At 45.7% G+C, this 18,667-nt stretch carries 19 protein-coding genes; 17 read left to right on the plus strand and 2 right to left on the minus strand.

From position 1 onward, the window contains the following. Window positions 1–64 precede the first annotated feature (64 nt). From Q9R36_RS05500 to phoU, 5 genes are all read left to right on the plus strand, one after another. Window positions 65–1,054, plus strand: coding sequence for a PstS family phosphate ABC transporter substrate-binding protein (locus Q9R36_RS05500; protein WP_009794878.1), 990 nt, complete (start codon window positions 65–67; stop codon window positions 1,052–1,054). 52 nt (window positions 1,055–1,106) lie between these two features. Continuing rightward, window positions 1,107–2,081 (plus strand): phosphate ABC transporter permease subunit PstC, encoded by a 975-nt coding sequence (pstC, locus tag Q9R36_RS05505; RefSeq protein ID WP_009794879.1) that lies wholly within the window; start codon window positions 1,107–1,109, stop codon window positions 2,079–2,081. After that, complete coding sequence (pstA, locus tag Q9R36_RS05510; RefSeq protein WP_009794880.1) at window positions 2,081–2,959, plus strand: phosphate ABC transporter permease PstA; 879 nt, start codon at window positions 2,081–2,083, stop codon at window positions 2,957–2,959. Before pstC ends, pstA begins: the two co-directional genes overlap by 1 nt. Window positions 2,960–3,055: 96 nt before the next feature. Next, window positions 3,056–3,883: a phosphate ABC transporter ATP-binding protein PstB gene (pstB, locus tag Q9R36_RS05515; protein WP_224951515.1), complete on the plus strand. Its 828-nt coding sequence runs from the start codon at window positions 3,056–3,058 to the stop codon at window positions 3,881–3,883. 53 nt (window positions 3,884–3,936) lie between these two features. Then, on the plus strand, window positions 3,937–4,596 hold the full coding sequence (gene phoU / locus Q9R36_RS05520; protein ID WP_009794882.1) for a phosphate signaling complex protein PhoU: 660 nt from the start codon (window positions 3,937–3,939) through the stop codon (window positions 4,594–4,596). 94 nt (window positions 4,597–4,690) lie between these two features. On the opposite strand, the gene Q9R36_RS05525 is transcribed toward phoU, so the two are convergent. Then, a complete protein-coding gene (locus Q9R36_RS05525; protein ID WP_253618001.1) occupies window positions 4,691–5,224 on the minus strand; it encodes an endolytic transglycosylase MltG in 534 nt (177 codons plus the stop codon). Next, window positions 5,221–5,592: a hypothetical protein gene (locus tag Q9R36_RS05530; RefSeq protein WP_009794884.1), complete on the minus strand. Its 372-nt coding sequence runs from the start codon at window positions 5,590–5,592 to the stop codon at window positions 5,221–5,223. Before Q9R36_RS05530 ends, Q9R36_RS05525 begins: the two co-directional genes overlap by 4 nt. 322 nt (window positions 5,593–5,914) lie before the next feature. On the opposite strand from Q9R36_RS05530, the gene Q9R36_RS05535 reads away from it, so the two are divergent. The 12 genes from Q9R36_RS05535 (at window position 5,915) to Q9R36_RS05590 (ending at window position 18,630) form a co-directional block, all read left to right on the plus strand. Further along, window positions 5,915–6,565, plus strand: a complete 651-nt coding sequence (locus tag Q9R36_RS05535) for a DUF4912 domain-containing protein (protein WP_022544193.1) — start codon at window positions 5,915–5,917, stop codon at window positions 6,563–6,565. Next, window positions 6,519–8,861 carry a glycosyltransferase gene (locus Q9R36_RS05540; protein WP_311224639.1) on the plus strand — a complete coding sequence of 781 codons (2,343 nt, stop codon included), beginning with the start codon at window positions 6,519–6,521 and terminating at the stop codon, window positions 8,859–8,861. The genes Q9R36_RS05535 and Q9R36_RS05540 overlap by 47 nt, the downstream gene beginning before the upstream one ends. Before the next feature lie 41 nt (window positions 8,862–8,902). After that, a complete protein-coding gene (locus Q9R36_RS05545) occupies window positions 8,903–9,478 on the plus strand; it encodes a hypothetical protein (protein WP_009794887.1) in 576 nt (191 codons plus the stop codon). Window positions 9,479–9,589: 111 nt separating this feature from the next. Continuing rightward, window positions 9,590–9,739, plus strand: coding sequence for a 50S ribosomal protein L33 (rpmG, locus tag Q9R36_RS05550; RefSeq protein ID WP_022544192.1), 150 nt, complete (start codon window positions 9,590–9,592; stop codon window positions 9,737–9,739). A 144-nt stretch (window positions 9,740–9,883) separates the two neighbouring features. Then, entirely contained in the window at window positions 9,884–10,441 is a 558-nt protein-coding gene (locus tag Q9R36_RS05555; RefSeq protein WP_022544191.1) for a 5-formyltetrahydrofolate cyclo-ligase, read from the plus strand. Next, window positions 10,431–11,222, plus strand: coding sequence for a DUF92 domain-containing protein (locus Q9R36_RS05560; RefSeq protein WP_009794891.1), 792 nt, complete (start codon window positions 10,431–10,433; stop codon window positions 11,220–11,222). The genes Q9R36_RS05555 and Q9R36_RS05560 overlap by 11 nt, the downstream gene beginning before the upstream one ends. An 85-nt stretch (window positions 11,223–11,307) precedes the next feature. Beyond that, window positions 11,308–11,499 (plus strand): hypothetical protein, encoded by a 192-nt coding sequence (locus Q9R36_RS05565; RefSeq protein ID WP_009794893.1) that lies wholly within the window; start codon window positions 11,308–11,310, stop codon window positions 11,497–11,499. Window positions 11,500–11,725: 226 nt separating this feature from the next. Next, window positions 11,726–13,261, plus strand: coding sequence for a rhomboid family intramembrane serine protease (locus Q9R36_RS05570; RefSeq protein ID WP_311224640.1), 1,536 nt, complete (start codon window positions 11,726–11,728; stop codon window positions 13,259–13,261). 164 nt (window positions 13,262–13,425) lie between these two features. After that, window positions 13,426–14,886: a spore germination protein gene (locus tag Q9R36_RS05575; RefSeq protein WP_148949031.1), complete on the plus strand. Its 1,461-nt coding sequence runs from the start codon at window positions 13,426–13,428 to the stop codon at window positions 14,884–14,886. Between the two features lie 328 nt (window positions 14,887–15,214). Next, window positions 15,215–15,418, plus strand: coding sequence for a YqgQ family protein (locus Q9R36_RS05580; RefSeq protein ID WP_009794897.1), 204 nt, complete (start codon window positions 15,215–15,217; stop codon window positions 15,416–15,418). 18 nt (window positions 15,419–15,436) lie between these two features. Continuing rightward, on the plus strand, window positions 15,437–16,402 hold the full coding sequence (locus Q9R36_RS05585; protein ID WP_224951508.1) for an ROK family glucokinase: 966 nt from the start codon (window positions 15,437–15,439) through the stop codon (window positions 16,400–16,402). Window positions 16,403–16,752: 350 nt separating this feature from the next. Next, the gene (locus Q9R36_RS05590) at window positions 16,753–18,630 is read left to right on the plus strand and encodes an LTA synthase family protein (protein WP_224951506.1); all 1,878 of its coding nucleotides are present in this window, start codon (window positions 16,753–16,755) and stop codon (window positions 18,628–18,630) included. Window positions 18,631–18,667 lie beyond the last annotated feature (37 nt).

Below are 18,667 nucleotides of genomic sequence, written 5' to 3' on the forward strand. Positions count from 1 at the left end.
TAGAAAAGCCTTATTCTAATACTCGTAGGACAAAACAACCAAATCTCTTAGGGGGAATAAAGAAATGAAAAGCTTTAAGTACTTGGCACTATCAGCAATGATCGGGGCAGTGCTAGCATTCACAGCAGCTTGCGGCAACTCTGAAGAAGGAACAACAAATGGTTCCCAAACAGACGGAGGCAACAGCACAGAGCAAGCAAGTGATGAAGATAAGCAGCTTCAAGGCGAAATTAATATCGATGGTTCTTCTACTGTATATCCAATCATGGAAGCTGTCGTTGAAGAGTTCGGAATGGAACAGCCTGGAGTAAAAGTTTCTGTTGCATCATCAGGTACTGGCGGAGGCTTTAAGGCATTCATCGCCGGTGACACAGATTTGAGCAACGCATCCCGTCCGATTAAAGAAGAAGAAGCAGCAGAGCTTGAAAGCAAAGGAATTGAATACACAGAATTCAAACTTGCCAATGACGGCCTCTCTGTTGTAGTAAGCAAAGACAATGACTGGGTTGATCACCTGACTGTTGAAGAACTGAAGAAAATGTGGATTGAAGATGGATCAGTGAAAAAATGGTCCGATATCCGTGAAGGCTGGCCTGAAGAGGAAATTAAATTCTATTCACCAGGTACAGATTCCGGCACATATGACTATTTTGATGAAGTAATCCTTGAAGAAGCGCCTATCGTTGAAAAAGCCACACTTTCTGAGGATGACAACGTACTGGTACAAGGTGTAACAGGCGACAAAAACGCTATTGGCTACTTCGGCTATGCTTATTATGCTGAAAACAAAGACAGCCTGAAGGTTGTTCCGATTGACGGCGGAAACGGCCCTGTTGAACCGAACAATGAAACAGTAGAAAGCGGAGAATATGCACCATTGTCAAGGCCGCTCTTCACTTATGTGAAAAACGAATCTCTTAAAAATGAAGAAGTTTATGAGTTTGTCAAATATACGATCGAGAATGCCGGCGTCCTTTCAGAAGATGTAGGCTATGTAAAGCTGAAGGATGAAGAGTATGATGAGGCAATGAAGACATTAGAAGGCCTTAAATAATATTTAACAATTTTATGATGGGAAGCGCGTCACCTGTGCTTCTCATCTTGCTATGCGGATGAAAGGGGTTTTCATTTTGGCACTATTAAAGTCATCGGACACATTTTCCGTCCAGGAAATGATTCAGGAAAAAAAGCAAAAGAAAAATGCAGGAAATATAATTGAAAAGCTCGTACCTTGGCTTCTGCTGCTGACAGCTGCAGTTTCAGTGCTGACGACGATCGGCATTGTCATGACTCTTATTGTAGAAACATTCATCTTCTTTGACAAGGTGAGCATAGGTGAGTTCCTGACCGCCCAGAAATGGTATCCTTTCTCTGAATCACAGGGTTCATATGGGATTCTGCCGCTTGTTTCAGGAACATTGAAAGTAACAGCCATTGCTGTTATAGTTGCGGTGCCAATCGGCCTCGCATCGGCCATCTTTTTGAGTGAGTATGCATCTGACAGGACAAGAAGGATCATTAAGCCGGTCCTTGAGGTTCTGGCCGGCATACCGACGATTGTTTACGGTTTTTTTGCACTGACATTTGTAACGCCAATCCTTCGGGATATTATTCCTTCTCTTGAAATCTTTAATGCCCTGAGCCCGGGAATTGTGATCGGCATCATGATTACGCCGATGATAGCTTCCCTTTCGGAGGACGCTATGTCTTCGGTTCCGCGTGCGATGCGGGAAGGGGCTCTTGCGATGGGATCGACTAAGCTGGAGGTGGCCTTTAAGGTAGTCCTGCCGGCAGCATTATCAGGCATTATTGCTTCCGTTGTTCTTGCAGTATCAAGGGCAATCGGAGAAACAATGATTGTAGCAGTGGCAGGCGGATCGACTCCGAACCTTTCGTGGGACGTGACAAACAGCATCCAAACCATGACAGCCTATATTGTCCAGGTCAGCCAGGGTGATGCCGGCTACGGGACAACGATCTATTACAGCATATACGCGGTTGGATTTACACTCTTCCTGTTCACTTTAGTAATGAATCTGTTCGCCCAGTTCATTTCCCGCCGCTTTAGGGAGGAATACTGATGAAGCTGATTGACCATACATCTGTCGTTAACAAAATGAAACCAAGGCTGTATAAGAATGTACTGTTTAAATTGATATTCCTGGCAGCTACCATGTTTGGATTATTGATTTTAGGAATCTTATTGTATCGGATACTCACTCAAGGAGCCGGCTACCTTGATATGCAGTTCCTTCAAAGCCTGCCATCCCGAAAGCCTGAACTGGCAGGGGTTAAAACAGCTTTGATCGGAACCATTTGGCTCATGGGCGTCGTTGCCCCGGTATCACTTCTGCTTGGAGTGGGAACGGCGATCTACCTGGAAGAATACGCGAAGAAAAATAAGTTTACTGATTTCATCCAAGTGAATATCTCAAACCTTGCAGGTGTGCCATCGATCGTTTTCGGGCTGCTCGGTCTGACTGTATTTGTAAGAGCAGCAGGATTTGGCACAAGTGTTATTGCTGCCGGGCTGACTATGAGCCTGCTTGTTTTGCCGATCATCATTGTAGCCTCACAGGAAGCGATCCGTTCCGTTCCCAAAGAGCTTAGAGAAGCTTCTTACGGAATGGGTGCCACCAAGTGGCAGACCATTGTGCGTGTTGTTATGCCTGCTGCGGTGCCCGGCATACTGACAGGCGGCATCCTGGCGCTGTCCCGGGCAATCGGGGAAACAGCTCCGCTCGTCGTCCTGGGACTTCCGCTGTTCCTGGCGTTCCTGCCGAGGTCTGTGTTTGATATGTTCACTGTACTGCCAATGCAGATTTATAACTGGACCGGAAGGCCGCAGGAGGAGTTTCAGGCGCTTGCAGCTGCAGGAATCATTGTTCTGCTCGTGCTTCTGATCGGCATGAACTCTGTTGCCGTCCTGATCAGAAATAAATTTCAGAAAAGATATTAAGGCTCTTAAATGTTTGATCAGATTTCAGCTTGCCCATTTTTCATGGGCATCCAATCAGACGGGCTAATAATATAGGATGAAGGGGAGTTTTTCATAATGAACGCAACAAAAGATAAAGTGAATGCACCAGCAGTCAGAAAAGGCATTACCCAGGGGTCTGTTAATGAAAAAAGCATCGTATACAAAACGAGCCAGCTGAACTTATGGTATGGCGACAATAATGCATTGAAGAATATCGATCTGGATATCTATGAAAATGAAGTGACAGCCATCATCGGCCCTTCAGGCTGCGGAAAATCAACTTATATCAAAACGCTGAACAGGATGATTGAGCTTGTTCCCGGAGTTAGGACTTCAGGAGAAATTGCTTACAGGGGCAGGAATATTTTTGATAAGTCTTATAAAGTGGAAGAGCTGCGTACAAAAGTAGGCATGGTATTCCAGAAGCCTAATCCTTTTCCGAAATCCATCTATGAAAATGTCGCCTACGGGCCAAGGATCCATGGGATCCGCGATAAAAAAATTCTTGATCAGATTGTGGAAAAGAGCTTGAAGGGAGCAGCTATTTGGGATGAAGTGAAGGACCGGCTGAACCAGAATGCCTTTGGTCTGTCCGGAGGCCAGCAGCAGCGTCTCTGCATCGCCCGCTGCCTCGCCATTGAACCTGATGTCATCCTGATGGATGAGCCGACCTCTGCCCTGGACCCTATCTCCACACTGAAGGTTGAGGAGCTTGTGCAGGAGCTGAAGAAAGAATTCAGCATCATCATCGTTACCCACAATATGCAGCAGGCTGCCCGTATTTCAGATAAGACTGCTTTCTTTTTAAATGGTGAAGTGATCGAGTTTTCCAATACAGATAAGATCTTCTCGAATCCTGTTGACAAGAGGACAGAAGATTATATTACAGGCCGATTTGGTTGATGCCCGGTTAAAAAGGAAAACACACTTTACAGGAAAAGAAGGGAGCTTATAAAATGGCAATCCGCGAAAAATTTCATTATGATTTAAAAGAGCTGCAGAATAAATTGATGGAACTGGGCAATTTTGCCGATCAGGCTTTGCTCCGGGCGATTAATGCCCTTGAAAGCAAGGATATTGAGTCATCGCTTGAAATCATGGAGGACGATACAAAAGCTGATGTGCTGTATGAGGAAATCAATGATCTTGCCATCCTTCTGATAGCGAAGCAGCAGCCGGTCGCAATTGATCTAAGAAGAATCATTGTGGCGATCAAAATTGCCACCGACATTGAAAGGATAGCTGATTTTGCCGTCAACATCGCAAAATCAACCATCCGCATTGGAAGCGAGGAGCATGTTAAGCCGATCGTCCATATTAAAGAAATGTATGAAATCACTTCCAGGATGCTTAAGATGTCGCTTGAGGCTTTCAATGAAGAAGATGTCAGGAAAGCAAAAGAAGTGGCAGAAATGGATGATCAGGTTGATGACTTGTACGGCCAGACGATACAGGAGCTCCTGCAGATCAATCTGCAGAAGCCTGAATACCTGCCGCAGATCACCCAGCTGTCCTTTATCTGCCGCTATCTTGAAAGGGCCGCAGACCATGTGACCAACATATCCGAAAGCGTGTTTTATCTTGTTAAAGGAAGGCACTATGATTTGAACAGCTAAAGCAAAGAGCCCTGCAGGATCCCGGATTCTGCAGGGCTCTTTTATTTGAATGAAAATGGATGGAGGGCAAGTGCCTCTCCATCCGCTTCTTTCTTTATCTGCCTTTGGTAATGACAGTTGCAATCTGCTGGGAAGTCATTTCATTGTTCAGTTCAAACGTGCCAAGCTGGATCTTTGTATGCATGCCGCTGGAAATGAGGTACTGCTTAAATGCTGACTCATTGGTGATGATCTTTGCTGCAGCCAGCTGGCTTGCAATCTCTCCGGTATCCATTCCGCTTGAAATCGTGATTTTATAGGTAATCACCTTTGGTTCAGCTTCGTTTTCCTGCTCATCTTGTTTGTTTTTTTCCTCTGCATCTGCCTTTTTATCGCCTTCATTGGATGGCTTTTCAGCGGCTTGGCCCTCTGCCTTGCTGCCTTCTGTTTCATTAGCAGGTTTGCCCTTCAATTCATTGTATTCTTTTTCCGTTAAGAGGACATATCCATTTTCCTTTACGCTTGCCTTGGCAGCTTTAGCATCTGCGAGACTGATATAATCGTCTTTTGAAAAGAAATAAAAAGCACCAATGAGACACGCTGTAATCAGCATCCCAAGTGAAAATGCCCGCAAGGTCAGTCTGTTCATGAGTACTCTCTCCTTGCAGAAAATTCATTGACGATCTCCTGTACAGAGTTTCTGGAAAGGGAGGACTGCTTTGAAATCTGGTCGATGGACAGCCCCTGCTGTGAAAGGGAGAGAACCTGATTCTTCAATATGGGATTGACTGGCCCGGAAGAGAGCGGCTGGCCTGCCGGTTTGGCAGCAGCTCCGTCAACTAATAGCTCTTCTTCAAGCACCTTCAGCTTTTTCTTAATCAAGTAAAGTTCCTGTATCTGATGGATTGATACCTGGTCGATTTCTTCACGAATGCTTTTATATGGATCTTTCAGGAAAAACGAGAGTATGAGAAGCAATATTGCCGCGGCTATCAGGCCGATCATTACATAACCCATTATATTCACCTCAATAATAATTTTTTAGTGCCCTAGTAATTTTACCATTACAGATGACAAAATTCGACTCCATCTAGCAGGAAAAGAAGGTTTATCTGCATAATCCGTACTTTTGGCCGAGTTTAAAACAGAATCCGGCCGGAATGACTGGTTCTAAACTCATGCAGAAAAATTAATTTGCCCTCCGGTGCCAGTGCTCAAAGGACCTGCATAATACGACAAAATGCGTTCATTGTGGGGGCGCAGGTTCAGTGATAACATGAGAGTAATAAGACGGGCCGGCAGGGCATATAATGGCAGGTTGGCCGGCAGGAGGTGCACCATGCAATCTGAAATTATCAGATTAAGGGAGAAAGGGCTTTCTTTCAGGAATATTGCAAAAGAGCTCGGTACAACCCGGGGAAAAGTTCAGTATCAGTGGATGAAACACTTGAAAGAGACGGAGGAGAAAGAGGATGAAAAGGAGCAAAAACAGAGTGTGACAGAAGCGGGCCGGGTACCGCCGGATTGTTTGATGAAGGAAGAGGGGATAGCTGCCTGGCAAGTGCAGGATGGATGCATATATTCCTTCTGGAGGACGGCAGCCATGAAGAAATCCCTTGCTGCGTCATATTTTGAAGTTCATGTAAGTGAACTGGAGGATGCAATCAGGCTTTATGATATCACCAGCATAATCTTTAATGGCAGCAATGCACACAGTATCCAGGAACATATCCTCGCTGAAGGGCAGAACTCCAGCATTTTTAAAAACCTGGCCCCTGACCGGTCTTACTGCATTGAAGCAGGAGCCAGGATTCGCGGCAGATTCATACCCTTTATGAGATCCAATTCAGTTCAAATACCGAGGAATTCCGAAGCACAGGCAGGGCGTCTTATGGAAGATCTAAAAGCACACGAAAATGGGTCCCCGCCAAATTGGATTGAACATGTCAGCACATACAGCTTTTATACAAATGAAAAGGGAGGCGTTTAAACTGGCTGCTACAGAAGGATTTATCGTATACGCAGAAGCGCCTGTCATGAACTTTTATTCAGAGAACCGGGAAATGCAGGATGAAGTTTTTTCTTTTACTGAGAAGTTCGTTCTGCTTCTCGACAATGTTCAGGAAAAACAAGGGATTAAGCTGGCGGTAACTCCCATCTACTTTGAACTTCTCGATCAGCCTGATTTTCAGCAGAAAATGGCTGACTATTTAAACAAGGATAAGCGGGCTGGAAAGGTGCTTCAAATTTGGGAGAAGCATCAGGGAAGGCTGAATATCTTTGTGCGCCAGCTTGCCGAAAGCGGCCAACTGGAGCTCCTTGCTTCTCCGTCATGTTCAGCGATCCTCCCTTTTCTTTCGACTCAGCATGGAATAAGAATGCAGATTGATTCTGGGATTTCCATCATAAATGATTATTTTTCCATCCATCCGGCAGGATTCTGGTTTCCAAAAGGGGCTTATGAGCAAGGGCTGGATCTTTATCTGGCTGAAGCAGGTATCCTTCACAGCTATATAAACGGCAGGACGATCGGCTATGCAGACCCGGCGCCGCAGGATGGAAGGAAGAGAGAGGTCTTATCTCCCCACGGGGTAATCATGATTCCTGTCTATCACTTTAAGGGGACAGAAAAAAAGGAAGATGGTATGCCGGCGGTCAGCCTGCATGATCTCAATGTTTCTAACCTTGAAGAACTATCCGCTGTATCAGTCTCCTCCGCCAAGGAAAGAGCTGAGGAATTGGAAAGGGTGCACCTTTCCTCATCATTTTTAGAAAATTGCGGAGTTCCATTTGAAGAGATATCCGGCTTATGGGAGGAGTGCTTCTTCCAGGAAAGGAAACTTGAGAAGATTGCAGAATCTTTGATGAATAGCCGGGAGCTGAGGATTTATAAACAAATGGCAAGAGAATGGATGTTTTTCTTGAATACCCTTGGAGCACATCCCGATTACCGGGGCGAATCAGAGAAGCATGCCGAAGCATTCCGGAAGCTGGAGAAGCTTTTTGCGGCTGGGGAGGGAGGAGAGGCCATCCTGGAGGAACTGGAGGTGAAATCACCCATCCTTGCAGCAATTGGAGGCAGAGGAGAGCATATTGCCGAAAAGGGCAGTTTGCCAAAGATACTGATGCTGTCCTGGGAGTACCCGCCCAATATCGTCGGAGGCCTTTCCCGTCATGTCCATGGACTGGCCACCAGCCTTGCAGGAAAAGGCTTCGACGTTCATGTTCTTACTGCCGGTACAGACGGCGCGCCGAAGGAGGAGAGTGCAGATGGAGTCACTGTCCATCGGGTGAAGCCGCTTGCTGCTGCAGAAGAAGATTTTCTGTACTGGGTAGGGAGCCTGAATCTGGCTATGGCTGAAAAAGGGCTGGAGCTGGCACGTATCCACCGCTTCTCCCTCATACATGCACATGACTGGCTTGCAGGACCAGCTTCAGAATCGCTGAAATCTGAGCTCGGCATACCGCTCTTGGCAACGATACATGCAACGGAATATGGAAGGAATAAGGGCATATATACGGAAATACAGAAGTTCATTCATCAGAAGGAAAGCAGGCTGGCTGAGGCTGCAGATATGCTGATTGTCTGCAGCAGATATATGAGAGATGAGATCCGGAAAATCTTTCATATAGAAGGAAAGCCTGTTCACATCATAGCCAATGGAATTCATCCTGGTGATTTTCGCCAGCCGGAAAAAGATGTTTTAAGCCAGCTGCCAGTTGACCCGCACAGAAGGCTAGTATTTTCCCTTGGCAGAATGGTGAAGGAAAAAGGCTTTGATACCCTATTGGAAGCAGCAGCCCTCATGAAAGAAGAGTTTCCGGATGTGTATTATTTTATAGCTGGAAAAGGTCCGCTATTGGATTTCTATAGAAGGAAAACGGAAGAAATGGGGCTGTCCGGGACCGTATTCTTTATAGGATTCATTGGTGATGAGCAGCGCAACGCTTTATTTTCACTATGTAATGTTGCGGTTTTTCCAAGTGAATATGAGCCTTTTGGTATAGTGGCGCTGGAATCGATGATGCATGGCAAACCTACCATCGTGTCAGACACAGGCGGCCTGAAAGGGATTATCAGCCATAGAAGAACAGGTCTGCTGATGGAGCCGGGAAGTGCTCAAAGCTTTAAGGAACAAGCCGCTTTCCTCCTTTGCAATGAACAAGAAGCCGAAGTGATCGGAAGCATGGGAAAGACTGCGGCTCTGCAGCTGTTCAGCTGGGACAGGATCGCTGAAGAAACCAAACGGGTGATTGAAGACTGTGTGCTGGGCTGCAGAATCTAGCGGGCCATCTGACTATATAGAAGGGATAAAGGTGCGAGGCAATGAGACAATCAGCCAATCTGCAAGATTTGGACCAAGACAGCAGGCGGGCAGGCGGGAAGCTGCTCGTCAGGCAGGGAGTATGGCTGGAAGGCCGGACCTGCTGGCAGGAAAAGGGATATGGCGGGGAGATTTTTCTTAAAAAAGGAGTTACGGTCTCTTTTAGCCAAGAAAAGGCCGAAACAGAATCTGATTTATTTTTTGCGAAAGTGGCAAATGAACAAGCATCTTCCATCTCTGTTAAATTATTGTTTGCTTTTTATCAGGAAGCAGCGGGCGAGGCTTTTTCATTTGTTTCACCTTCAAGAGAGGCGATTTATCACGCATGTAATAACAAGCTGTTCCTGATCACTCCTGATTCACCCTGCAGGAATCGGACACAGCTTTCGGCCCTGTCCATGAGTGCTGCTTTGGACGGACAAATCTGGAAGCATGAAAAAAGGGGAATATTGAATTATGTCCCGATGATCAGGGGGGAGACTTCCAGTGTGCTGCTTTTGGAGATTTCCATACCAGCAAAAAATATGGTCCATGGAGGGGCTTCTGTTTCGCTAAGGCCGCTGGATAAGAATGTTTGATCAAAAATTAAAAGTCATGAAAAAACGGACTAGCATTTAAGCTGAATTAATGATATTATAGAAAAGTCGTATGAACGAACTAGGATGAAACATAGTTTGGAGGGAAATTACATGCGTGTGAACATTACGTTGGCTTGCACAGAGACTGGTGATCGTAACTATATTACTAAAAAAAATAAACGTAACAACCCAGATCGTCTTGAGCTTAAGAAATACAGCCCAAGATTGAAGCGTGTTACATTGCACCGCGAAACAAAATAAACAGTGGATTCTTCCACTGTTTTTTTGTTTTCATTTTTAGAGTCCGGACTTGTCCGGGCTTTTTTTTTCTTCATCCGTATATTCCTCTTCATATCCCCTATTATGCTATGATGAAGAAAAAGGCTCTGAAGGGAAGGAAATGACTTGGCAGATAAAAATAAGCTTCGGAAAGAAGTGAAAGAGAAGCTTTCGGAAATAACGAAACAGGAATATGAACAATGGTCCTATCAGCTGGCACAAAGGCTATATAATGAAGAAAGCTGGAAAAAGGCAGATACAATCGGGATAACAGTCTCCAGGTTTCCTGAACCGGATACCCTGCAAATTATCCGCCGCGCCTGGGAGGAAGGAAAGAGGGTCGCAGTCCCTAAATGCTTTCCTGCGGATAGAAAGATGGAATTCAGGAGGCTGACTTCCTTCCTCGAGCTGGAATCCGTGTATTACGGTTTATTGGAACCTATTGAAGCATTGACAGAAAAGATTGAGCCGGAGGAATTCGGCCTGATGATTGTCCCCGGCCTTGCTTATTGTTCCGGCGGCTTGCGGCTTGGCTTCGGAGGAGGCTATTATGACCGCTGGCTAGCCGGATATGGCGGGGACACCATTTCCCTTGCCTTCCGCATGCAAATGGTTCCTGAAATGCCTGTTGAGCCCCACGACAAAAAAATTGATATGATTATTACAGCTCCTGATGATGTTTGATTTTTTATGGCCGGCAGCTTTTGTGCTGCTCGCAGCTTTCCTAAGCCTGAAGCTTCGTCTTCTGGCTCCGTCAGGGAGCATTGCAGCCGCAGCAGCGGGAATATGCATAGTTATGGGGACCGGCTGGCGGGGGCTGGCTCTTCTGGGGCTGTTTTTTTTAACATCCAGCTTTTGGTCGGTATATAAAAAGAAACAAAAAACAGCGATGGAAGAAAAGCAGGGAAAGGGAGCGCAGAGAAACTGGCTTCAGGTCGCAGCCAATGGGGGGCTTGCTGCACTCTTCAGCATCATATACGCTTTTGATCCGCAGATCCTGTGGCTTTCTGCCTTTTCTATTTCCCTGGCCAGCGCCAATTCGGATACCTGGTCTTCAGAGATAGGGGCTTTGAGCAAATCCTCCCCTATCTCCATCAGGACATGGAGAAAAGCATCAGCAGGGACATCCGGGGCAGTAAGCGTCCTTGGGTCGGCAGCAGGTGCAGCAGGCTCGCTGGTTATAGCTGGGGGAGCAGCTTTGCTTTTTTCCTTTTCTTCAGAGCATATGATGGCCATCTTTCTGTTCGGATGCATCGGTAATATACTGGATACCTTTATCGGCGCCTATTGGCAGGCTTCATACAGATGTGGATTCTGCGGGGCCGAGATGGAAAAAAGCAAACATTGCGGAAACAGGTCTGAATTGGTTTCCGGGTTCAGATGGATGACCAACGATGCTGTTAATTTTGCAAGCGGGTCAGCTGCTTCTCTTTTGTGGATCGGCTGCCTGCTTTGGCTGTCATGATACATACAGGCACCCGGCTGCAACATTTAATGCTGATGGATAATATGGAGTTTTTCGTTAAAAATAATCTCAGGAGGGATGATGTATGTCACGGATTATTTCCATATTAGCCATTGGCATCGGGGGATATTATCTTTATCAAAACCGTTTTCGAGTGGTGAATACAGTGCTGGGAAGCTCTGTCCTGCGCCGCCTGTTTGTTACTTCATTGATGAATGTGCCAGGCGTAAGGAATAAAATGATGAAATCGGTGTTTTCCGGAAACACAGGCTGGTAAGCTTGCCGGAATTGCCCGAAAAAAGGTCCAGTAAGGGCCTTTTTATTTTGGGAAAATGCCGTTCAATTTGTTTAAGTCTGTTTAGGATGGGCGCAAATAAGGAAAAAATGTATAACTGCTGAACGTTCGGGAGCAGGTGCTAGACAAAAGGAGAGGGCATTGCCTATAGTGTAAGAGGGTAAATGCGCCGGAGTTGCCAAAGAAAGTAGGGGAAGCATTGGTATATATGGAAGATTATTTATTTTGGAGGCTGGCCTATTTTTTGATTGCCGAAAAAGACTACAGGCTTGTGCAGATGTCGAAGAACCAGAACGAAATCTGGCTCGAAAAACTGGAAAGCAAGGATACACAGGTAGTCAGGCTGCTGCGGAGAAATCTGGATTGGGGAAATTCGCTCCAGCGCGATATTGACCTCACAGCAGCGAATGGAGAAAACATAAGGAAGCAGGTCAGAAAAAGAGAGCTGACTATCCTCAATATATATATAACGGCTTATCCGCCGGTTGATGATTATACATTCAGGCTTGATCCGCCTTCCGGTGCAGGGGGCAAAACGAAGGTGGCCAATATCCTGATTGACCGGGCAGGCTATGAAGATGGGCTGAAGAAAGCAGGGGATTTTCTCGGCACTTCCATTTCATTTGACTTAAAGCAGGAGTATGAAGAAGCAGAAGTAGAAAACGTAAAGCGTGCTGCCCTGGGAAATGCAGCTGATAAAGTGAAAGCAGATAAGGCTGTTTTTAATCAGGGCAGACCGATTTTCACCTACCTTTTTATCTTTATCCAGGTAGCCATGTTCTTTTGGCTGGAAGCTAATGGAGGAAGCGAGATAACCTCAGTGCTGATTGAATATGGGGCAAAATACAATCCGCTCATTCTAGAAGGTGAGTGGTGGCGTTTCTTTACACCGATTGTGCTTCATATCGGTCTGCTGCATCTGATCATGAATACATTGGCCCTTTATTATCTGGGAACAGCTGTAGAAAGGATATATGGAAGCACACGGTTCCTGTTCATTTATATTCTGGCAGGTTTCATGGGCGCCCTGGCCAGCTTCCTGTTCAACTCAAGTGTTTCTGCGGGTGCGAGCGGAGCCATTTTTGGCTGTTTCGGTGCACTTCTCTATTTCGGCCTGATTCAGCCCAAATTATTCTTCAGGACCATGGGGCTGAACATCCTGATTGTACTCGGCATCAATCTGCTTTTTGGTTTTTCTGTACCGGGCATCGATAATGCCGGTCATCTTGGCGGCCTTGCAGGAGGCTTCCTTGCAGCCGGTATGGTCCATTTGCCTAAAAAAAGAAGATTCGGTATACAGCTCCTTTTCCTTGTACTGGCATCTGCCGTCATTTATTCAGGGCTCTCCTATGGCTTCAGTCCTGACAGGGAGCTTGATGAGGAATCTGTTTTTGTAATGGCGCAGGAATACACCAAGAACAGGGAATATGATAAAGCGTACAGCCTTGTTAGTGAAAGGGTGGAAAACTCAGAAAGTTCTTCTGCTGAAATGCGGCTGCTTCTGTCTTATCTGGAGCTGGAGAGAGGAGAAGCAGAGAAGGCAAGGAACAGGCTTGAAGAGCTTGTCGCTGAACAGCCTGATCTGGATGGGGCGTATTACTATCTTGCCGTCATTTCCTATAATGAGCAGGATACTGCAAAGGCCAAAGAATATGCAGAACAGGCAATTGAACTGAACCCCTCTGAAGAGGGTTATAGACTTTTGCTGGAAGCAATCACAGGTAATGAGGTGCAGCTCAAGTAGAGCTGTACCTTTTTAGTATGCCAGTCCGTAATGGTTAACTGCTCAAGTATATCTTCCTCAAAGATGAACTGGATAATTTCCCGGCATGGTATGTTTTTTCCATCCATTGTCTATGATGAGACTATTGATTTGGAATAAGATGTTTATACTGTCAGGATGTGTTGATGATGGAAGGAACGAAAAAGCATGTCAGCCCCGTTCTCCGGGAAAATACCGCCTATCTGAAAGAAGCGCTCGGGGTTGATAAGAGCTTTGATGTGATTCAGCTGAATGTGGAATATGCTGAAAGGGAAATGGCACTGTATCTGGTTGATGGATTTGTGAAAGATGATATTCTCCATTATCTGATGAAATTGCTTTCAAGCCTGGATAAAGAACAGCTGGAAGGGGACACCCTGGCAAAGCTTGTCAAAACCTATATCCCGTATGTTGAGGTAGAGACTCTGGATGATCTTGACAAGGTCGTGGATGCTGTACTGTCTGGCCCCACAGCATTATTTGCAGATGGCGTGGACAAAGCGATCCTGATTGATGCGCGGACCTATCCTGTCAGGGGGCCGGAGGAGCCTGATACGGAAAGAGTGGTCAGGGGATCGAGGGACGGGTTCGTTGAAACCCTTGTCTTCAATACAGCATTAACACGGAGGCGGATCCGGGACCGTACTTTGCGCATGGAATATATGCAGGTGGGGAGAAGGTCAAAGACTGATATTGTGGTCAGCTATATCGAGGACATTGCTGATCCGGATACAGTGAAGAAAATAAAGGAAGCTCTATCAAAGATTGATACAGACGGCCTCCCGATGGCTGAAAAAACGATTGAGGAGTTCATTTCAGGCAGGCACTGGAACCCGTTTCCGATGGTCAGGTATACCGAACGCCCCGACACGGCAGCGACCCACTTGTTTGAGGGCCATATATGCATTATGATCGATGGCTCGCCAAGTGTGATGATAACCCCGACCACCTTCTGGCACCATCTACAGCACGCAGAAGAATACAGGAACAAGCCGATGATTGGAGCGTATCTGCGATTTGTCCGTTTTCTTGCAGTCTGGGCGTCGATTTTCCTGCTGCCGTTTTATTATCTGCTGGCCGTAAAGCCAGAATTGCTCCCGGAAAAACTTGCCTATATCGGACCGAATGAAGTGGGTGAGCTGCCTCTTATCCTTCAGTTTTTGATCATTGAGCTTGGGCTTGATATGCTTCGGATGGCTGCCATACATACTCCTTCCGCCCTTGCGACAGCCTTGGGGCTTGTCGCCGCCCTGATGATCGGCCAGGTGGCCGTAGAGGTTGGGCTGTTCATCAATGAGGTAGTTTTGTACCTCGCCATTGCAGCGATCGGCACTTTTTCAACTCCAAGCTATGAAATGAGCCTCGCCAACAGGCTTGTCAGAATATTTCTGCTGCTGGCCACAGCAGCATTCCATGAATATGGATTCATGCTTGCGGTAACATTCCTTATCTTTATGCTTGCGAGAATCAATTCATTTGGTGTCCCTTACCTTTGGCCGTTCCTTCCGTTCAACTTAAGGGCATTCAGGGATGTGCTGCTAAGATCGCCGATTCCCCTGAAAAACAGGCGTCCGCGGTTTCTTCATCCCAAAGATCCTGATCGTTGAAAGATACATTGGATATTGGCAAAGCCCCTCTTGATTTGAGGGGTTTTTTTTGTATCCAAATTGCTGGGTTATTTGTTGAAACTCTATTTATCATTGCTGATGAATCAACATGGTATTTTTGGTTTGGTGCAATATGAAAAAGCTTATCCCCCGGCCCATCTGTTCTGGAAGGCTGCTTGAGCTGCTGCCTGCTGAGCCGTTTGTCTTGTTCAGCCTTAAAAAGATCTCAAGCTGCTGTTTTCCATTGAGATAGCTATGTTTTTCGATTATACTTTTGATGTAACCGCTGCAAAAATATGAAAGCAAACCAATAGTAAGAGGGTTGAGAATGAAAAGCATTTATGATGTACAGCAATTTCTAAAAAAGTATGGGACCTTCATTTATATTGGAGACAGGTCGGCTGACCTTGAGCTGATGGAAGAGGAGCTGATGGAGCTCCGGCAGTCCCAGCTGATTGATCCAAAGGATTTTCAGACTGCTCTTTTGCTCGTCAGGCACGAAAGGCAGCTGCAGCTTAAAAACAAACGATAGAAGGAAAAGGTGACAATAATGGCTGAAAAATGGCTGATCGGAGTGGATTTGGGAGGAACGACAACCAAATTGGCTTTTTTGAATTTTTACGGAGAAATCATTCATAAATGGGAGATACCGACTGATAATTCTAATTATGGCAAGAATATCACCATTAATATTGCCAAAGCAATTGATCAGAAGCTTGAAGAACTGGATCACAGCAAGGAAAATGTTGCCGGCATCGGAATGGGGGCGCCCGGCCCGGTAGATCTTGCTTCAGGTGTCGTTTATAATACTGTAAATCTTGGCTGGAAAGATAATTATCCTTTAAAGGATCTGCTTGAAGTGGAAACCTCTTTGCCGGTCATCATAGATAATGATGCCAATTGTGCCGCGCTGGGTGAAATGTGGAAGGGTGCCGGGGACGGCGCTAAAGACCTTGTATGTGTCACACTCGGAACTGGAGTCGGCGGAGGGGTAATCGCCAACGGCGACATAGTCCAGGGAACAAGCGGAGCGGCCGGGGAAATTGGTCATATTGCCGCTATTCCTGAAGGCGGGGCTCCCTGCAATTGCGGCAAAACCGGCTGCCTGGAGACGATCGCTTCGGCTACTGGTATTGTGAGGATTGCGCTGGACAAGATGAAAAAGGGACAAGATGAAGGCATGCTGCATGAATTGCACAGGAATAATGGATTCTTATCTGCTAAAGATGTCTTCGATGCAGCCAGACAGGAAGACGATACAGCCGGCAAGGTTATTGAAGAAGTTTCCTTCTATCTGGGGCTTGTGCTGGCCAATATTGCCAATACACTCAACCCTGAGAAGATCGTGCTCGGCGGCGGCGTTTCCAAAGCCGGAAGCATACTGCTGGATCCTGTCAAAGCTCAGTTTGCCCGTTTTGCTTTTCCAAGGGTTGCGGTGTCCACGTCAATTGATATTGCCACTCTTGGCAATGACGCCGGAGTCATTGGCGCTGCCTGGCTTATCAAAAATAAATGATTATAAAAAGCCTTCTGCCTGCGCAGAAGGTTTTTTTTGTGAAGAAAACCAGAGGATTTAAGGTTGGGAAAAAGGAAACCATAATAGCATAGTAAAAAGTCCCCCTATGGCGGGAGACAGTCATCGGACTATAGAAGCATTTTTGGCAGAACAGGACAAACCGGAAACCTTTCATTGTTTGAAACGTCTAATAAGATGGGTAAGAAGGAATCAGCCAATAACCTATTATACATTCAGAATGTAAATGTAAAATTGATTTTTTATTGAGAAAGCATTAAGATTATCTTTGTTGATCTTCCATAATTTAGCATACGCTTGTCTTTCAATCGGCAATGCAGGGAGGTATGATCATGGGGAATAAAAGATGGCCTGCGCTTAACCTGATTGGATTTGCGGTAGCAGTGCTCTGGCTTAAAACCTATATCGCCTATAAAACTAGCTTCGATATAAAAATTGAGAACTTCAAACAGGAAATAATCCTGCTGATCAATCCGCTTAGTTTTTTAATGTTTGTGCTGGGATTCGGACTTTTTCTGAAGAAGAAAAATCAAGTCAGGTATGTTGTTATTTCCAGTTTCATTATATCAGCCATCCTTTTTGCAAATGTGGTCTTTTACCGGTTTTTCAATGATTTCCTGACAGTCCCGGTTCTATTCCAAACGAGCAATATGAGCGATCTTGGAAGCAGTGTAAGCGAGCTGCTTAATTTGACTGATCTGCTTTATTTTGCAGATTTTATTATTCTGGCCATCATCATGATGTTCAGACCCCAGGCACTGGTGTACCGCGAACATTCCCAAAAGAACCGGAGGGCATTCTTCCTGGCTGCCGTTGCCATTGCCTTCTTTAATTTAGGGCTTGCAGAAACCGAGCGTCCCCAGCTGCTGACACGTACCTTTGACAGGGAAATGCTGGTCAAGAATATCGGCACCTATAATTATCATATTTACGATGTGTTCCTGCAGTCAAAATCCTCAGCACAGCGGGCCTTGGCTGACGGGAGCGAATTGGCGGACATAGGAAATTATGCGCGCGCCAGCTACGTTGCCCCGGCGGATGATATGTTCGGCATTGCCAAAGGGAAGAATGTCATTCTCATTTCAATGGAATCCACCCAGAATTTTGTCATAAATGAAAAAGTCAACGGGCAGGAAATCACACCTTTTCTGAATGACTTCATAAAAGAAAGCTACTATTTCAATAATTTTTACCATCAGACAGCACAAGGGAAAACATCTGACTCTGAATTCCTTGTGGATAATTCCCTTTATCCGCTCAGCAGGGGAGCAGTATTTTTCACCCATTCCGGGAATGAATTTGCCGCTGCTCCTGAAATCCTGAATCAGAACGGATATTACACAGCGTCACTCCATGCCAACAATAAGAGCTTCTGGAACAGGGATATCATGTATGATTCATTTGGTTATCAGCGGTTTTATTCTCTTCCGGATTATGAGGTGACTGAAACCAATTCAGTCGGCTGGGGGATGAAAGATATCGATTTCTTCGAACAGTCAATACAGCACTTAAAAGAAATGCCTGAACCTTATTATGCAAAGTTCATCACGCTGACCAACCACTTCCCCTTCGAGCTTGGGGAAGAAGATCAGTTCATTGAACCATATACTTCCGGCAACAAAACGGTTGATAACTATTTCCCTACTGTCCGCTACACTGATGAAGCCATTAAAAATTTCATTCAGAAGCTTAAAGATGAGGGGATATATGAAGATTCCATCATCATCCTTTATGGTGACCATTACGGCATCTCAGAGAACCATAATAAAGCGATGGGAGAGTTCCTTGGCACAGAGGTTACTCCGTTTGTAAGCACCCAGCTGCAGCGGGTCCCTCTCATCATACACATTCCTGGCCAGGAGGGAAAAACGATTTCGAAAGTGTCCGGGCAGATCGATATAAAGCCGACTATACTCCATCTCCTTGGCATAGACACCAGGGATGACATCGATTTTGGATCAGATCTGTTTGCAAATGACCGCCAGGAGTTTACGGTGCTTAGGGATGGCAGCTTCATTACAAAAGACTATATTTATACAAGGGACACCTGCTACAGCAAGGAAACCGCTGAACCGGCGGACGCTGCAGCCTGTGAGCCGTATATAGAGAAAGCAAAAAATGAACTTGAATATTCCGATAAAATTATTTATGGCGACCTCCTGAGGTTTTATGAGGATTCTCCGTATATTAAACAAAAGGGCGATAACTGAATCACACGGAAAAAGGGGCTGCAAAGAAAAAATGCAG

The sequence above is a fragment of the Bacillus sp. AG4(2022) genome, assembly GCF_031844465.1.
GTDB classification, from domain to species: domain Bacteria; phylum Bacillota; class Bacilli; order Bacillales; family Cytobacillaceae; genus Bacillus_AB; species Bacillus_AB infantis.

Excerpts from the sequence above, each read along its gene's own strand:
- Q9R36_RS05590 (WP_224951506.1), top strand. The coding sequence starts at position 16,753 with ATGGGGAATAAAAGATGGCCTGCGCTTAACCTGATTGGATTTGCGGTA.
- Q9R36_RS05585 (WP_224951508.1), top strand. The coding sequence starts at position 15,437 with ATGGCTGAAAAATGGCTGATCGGAGTGGATTTGGGAGGAACGACAACC.
- pstC (WP_009794879.1), top strand. The coding sequence starts at position 1,107 with ATGCGGATGAAAGGGGTTTTCATTTTGGCACTATTAAAGTCATCGGAC.
- pstA (WP_009794880.1), top strand. The coding sequence starts at position 2,081 with ATGAAGCTGATTGACCATACATCTGTCGTTAACAAAATGAAACCAAGG.
- Q9R36_RS05570 (WP_311224640.1), top strand. The coding sequence starts at position 11,726 with ATGGAAGATTATTTATTTTGGAGGCTGGCCTATTTTTTGATTGCCGAA.
- Q9R36_RS05560 (WP_009794891.1), top strand. The coding sequence starts at position 10,431 with ATGATGTTTGATTTTTTATGGCCGGCAGCTTTTGTGCTGCTCGCAGCT.
- Q9R36_RS05575 (WP_148949031.1), top strand. The coding sequence starts at position 13,426 with ATGATGGAAGGAACGAAAAAGCATGTCAGCCCCGTTCTCCGGGAAAAT.
- Q9R36_RS05500 (WP_009794878.1), top strand. The coding sequence starts at position 65 with ATGAAAAGCTTTAAGTACTTGGCACTATCAGCAATGATCGGGGCAGTG.
- Q9R36_RS05545 (WP_009794887.1), top strand. The coding sequence starts at position 8,903 with ATGAGACAATCAGCCAATCTGCAAGATTTGGACCAAGACAGCAGGCGG.
- Q9R36_RS05525 (WP_253618001.1), bottom strand. The coding sequence starts at position 5,224 with ATGAACAGACTGACCTTGCGGGCATTTTCACTTGGGATGCTGATTACA.
- rpmG (WP_022544192.1), top strand. The coding sequence starts at position 9,590 with ATGCGTGTGAACATTACGTTGGCTTGCACAGAGACTGGTGATCGTAAC.
- pstB (WP_224951515.1), top strand. The coding sequence starts at position 3,056 with ATGAACGCAACAAAAGATAAAGTGAATGCACCAGCAGTCAGAAAAGGC.
- phoU (WP_009794882.1), top strand. The coding sequence starts at position 3,937 with ATGGCAATCCGCGAAAAATTTCATTATGATTTAAAAGAGCTGCAGAAT.
- Q9R36_RS05530 (WP_009794884.1), bottom strand. The coding sequence starts at position 5,592 with ATGGGTTATGTAATGATCGGCCTGATAGCCGCGGCAATATTGCTTCTC.
- Q9R36_RS05580 (WP_009794897.1), top strand. The coding sequence starts at position 15,215 with ATGAAAAGCATTTATGATGTACAGCAATTTCTAAAAAAGTATGGGACC.
- Q9R36_RS05540 (WP_311224639.1), top strand. The coding sequence starts at position 6,519 with ATGTCAGCACATACAGCTTTTATACAAATGAAAAGGGAGGCGTTTAAA.
- Q9R36_RS05565 (WP_009794893.1), top strand. The coding sequence starts at position 11,308 with ATGTCACGGATTATTTCCATATTAGCCATTGGCATCGGGGGATATTAT.
- Q9R36_RS05535 (WP_022544193.1), top strand. The coding sequence starts at position 5,915 with ATGCAATCTGAAATTATCAGATTAAGGGAGAAAGGGCTTTCTTTCAGG.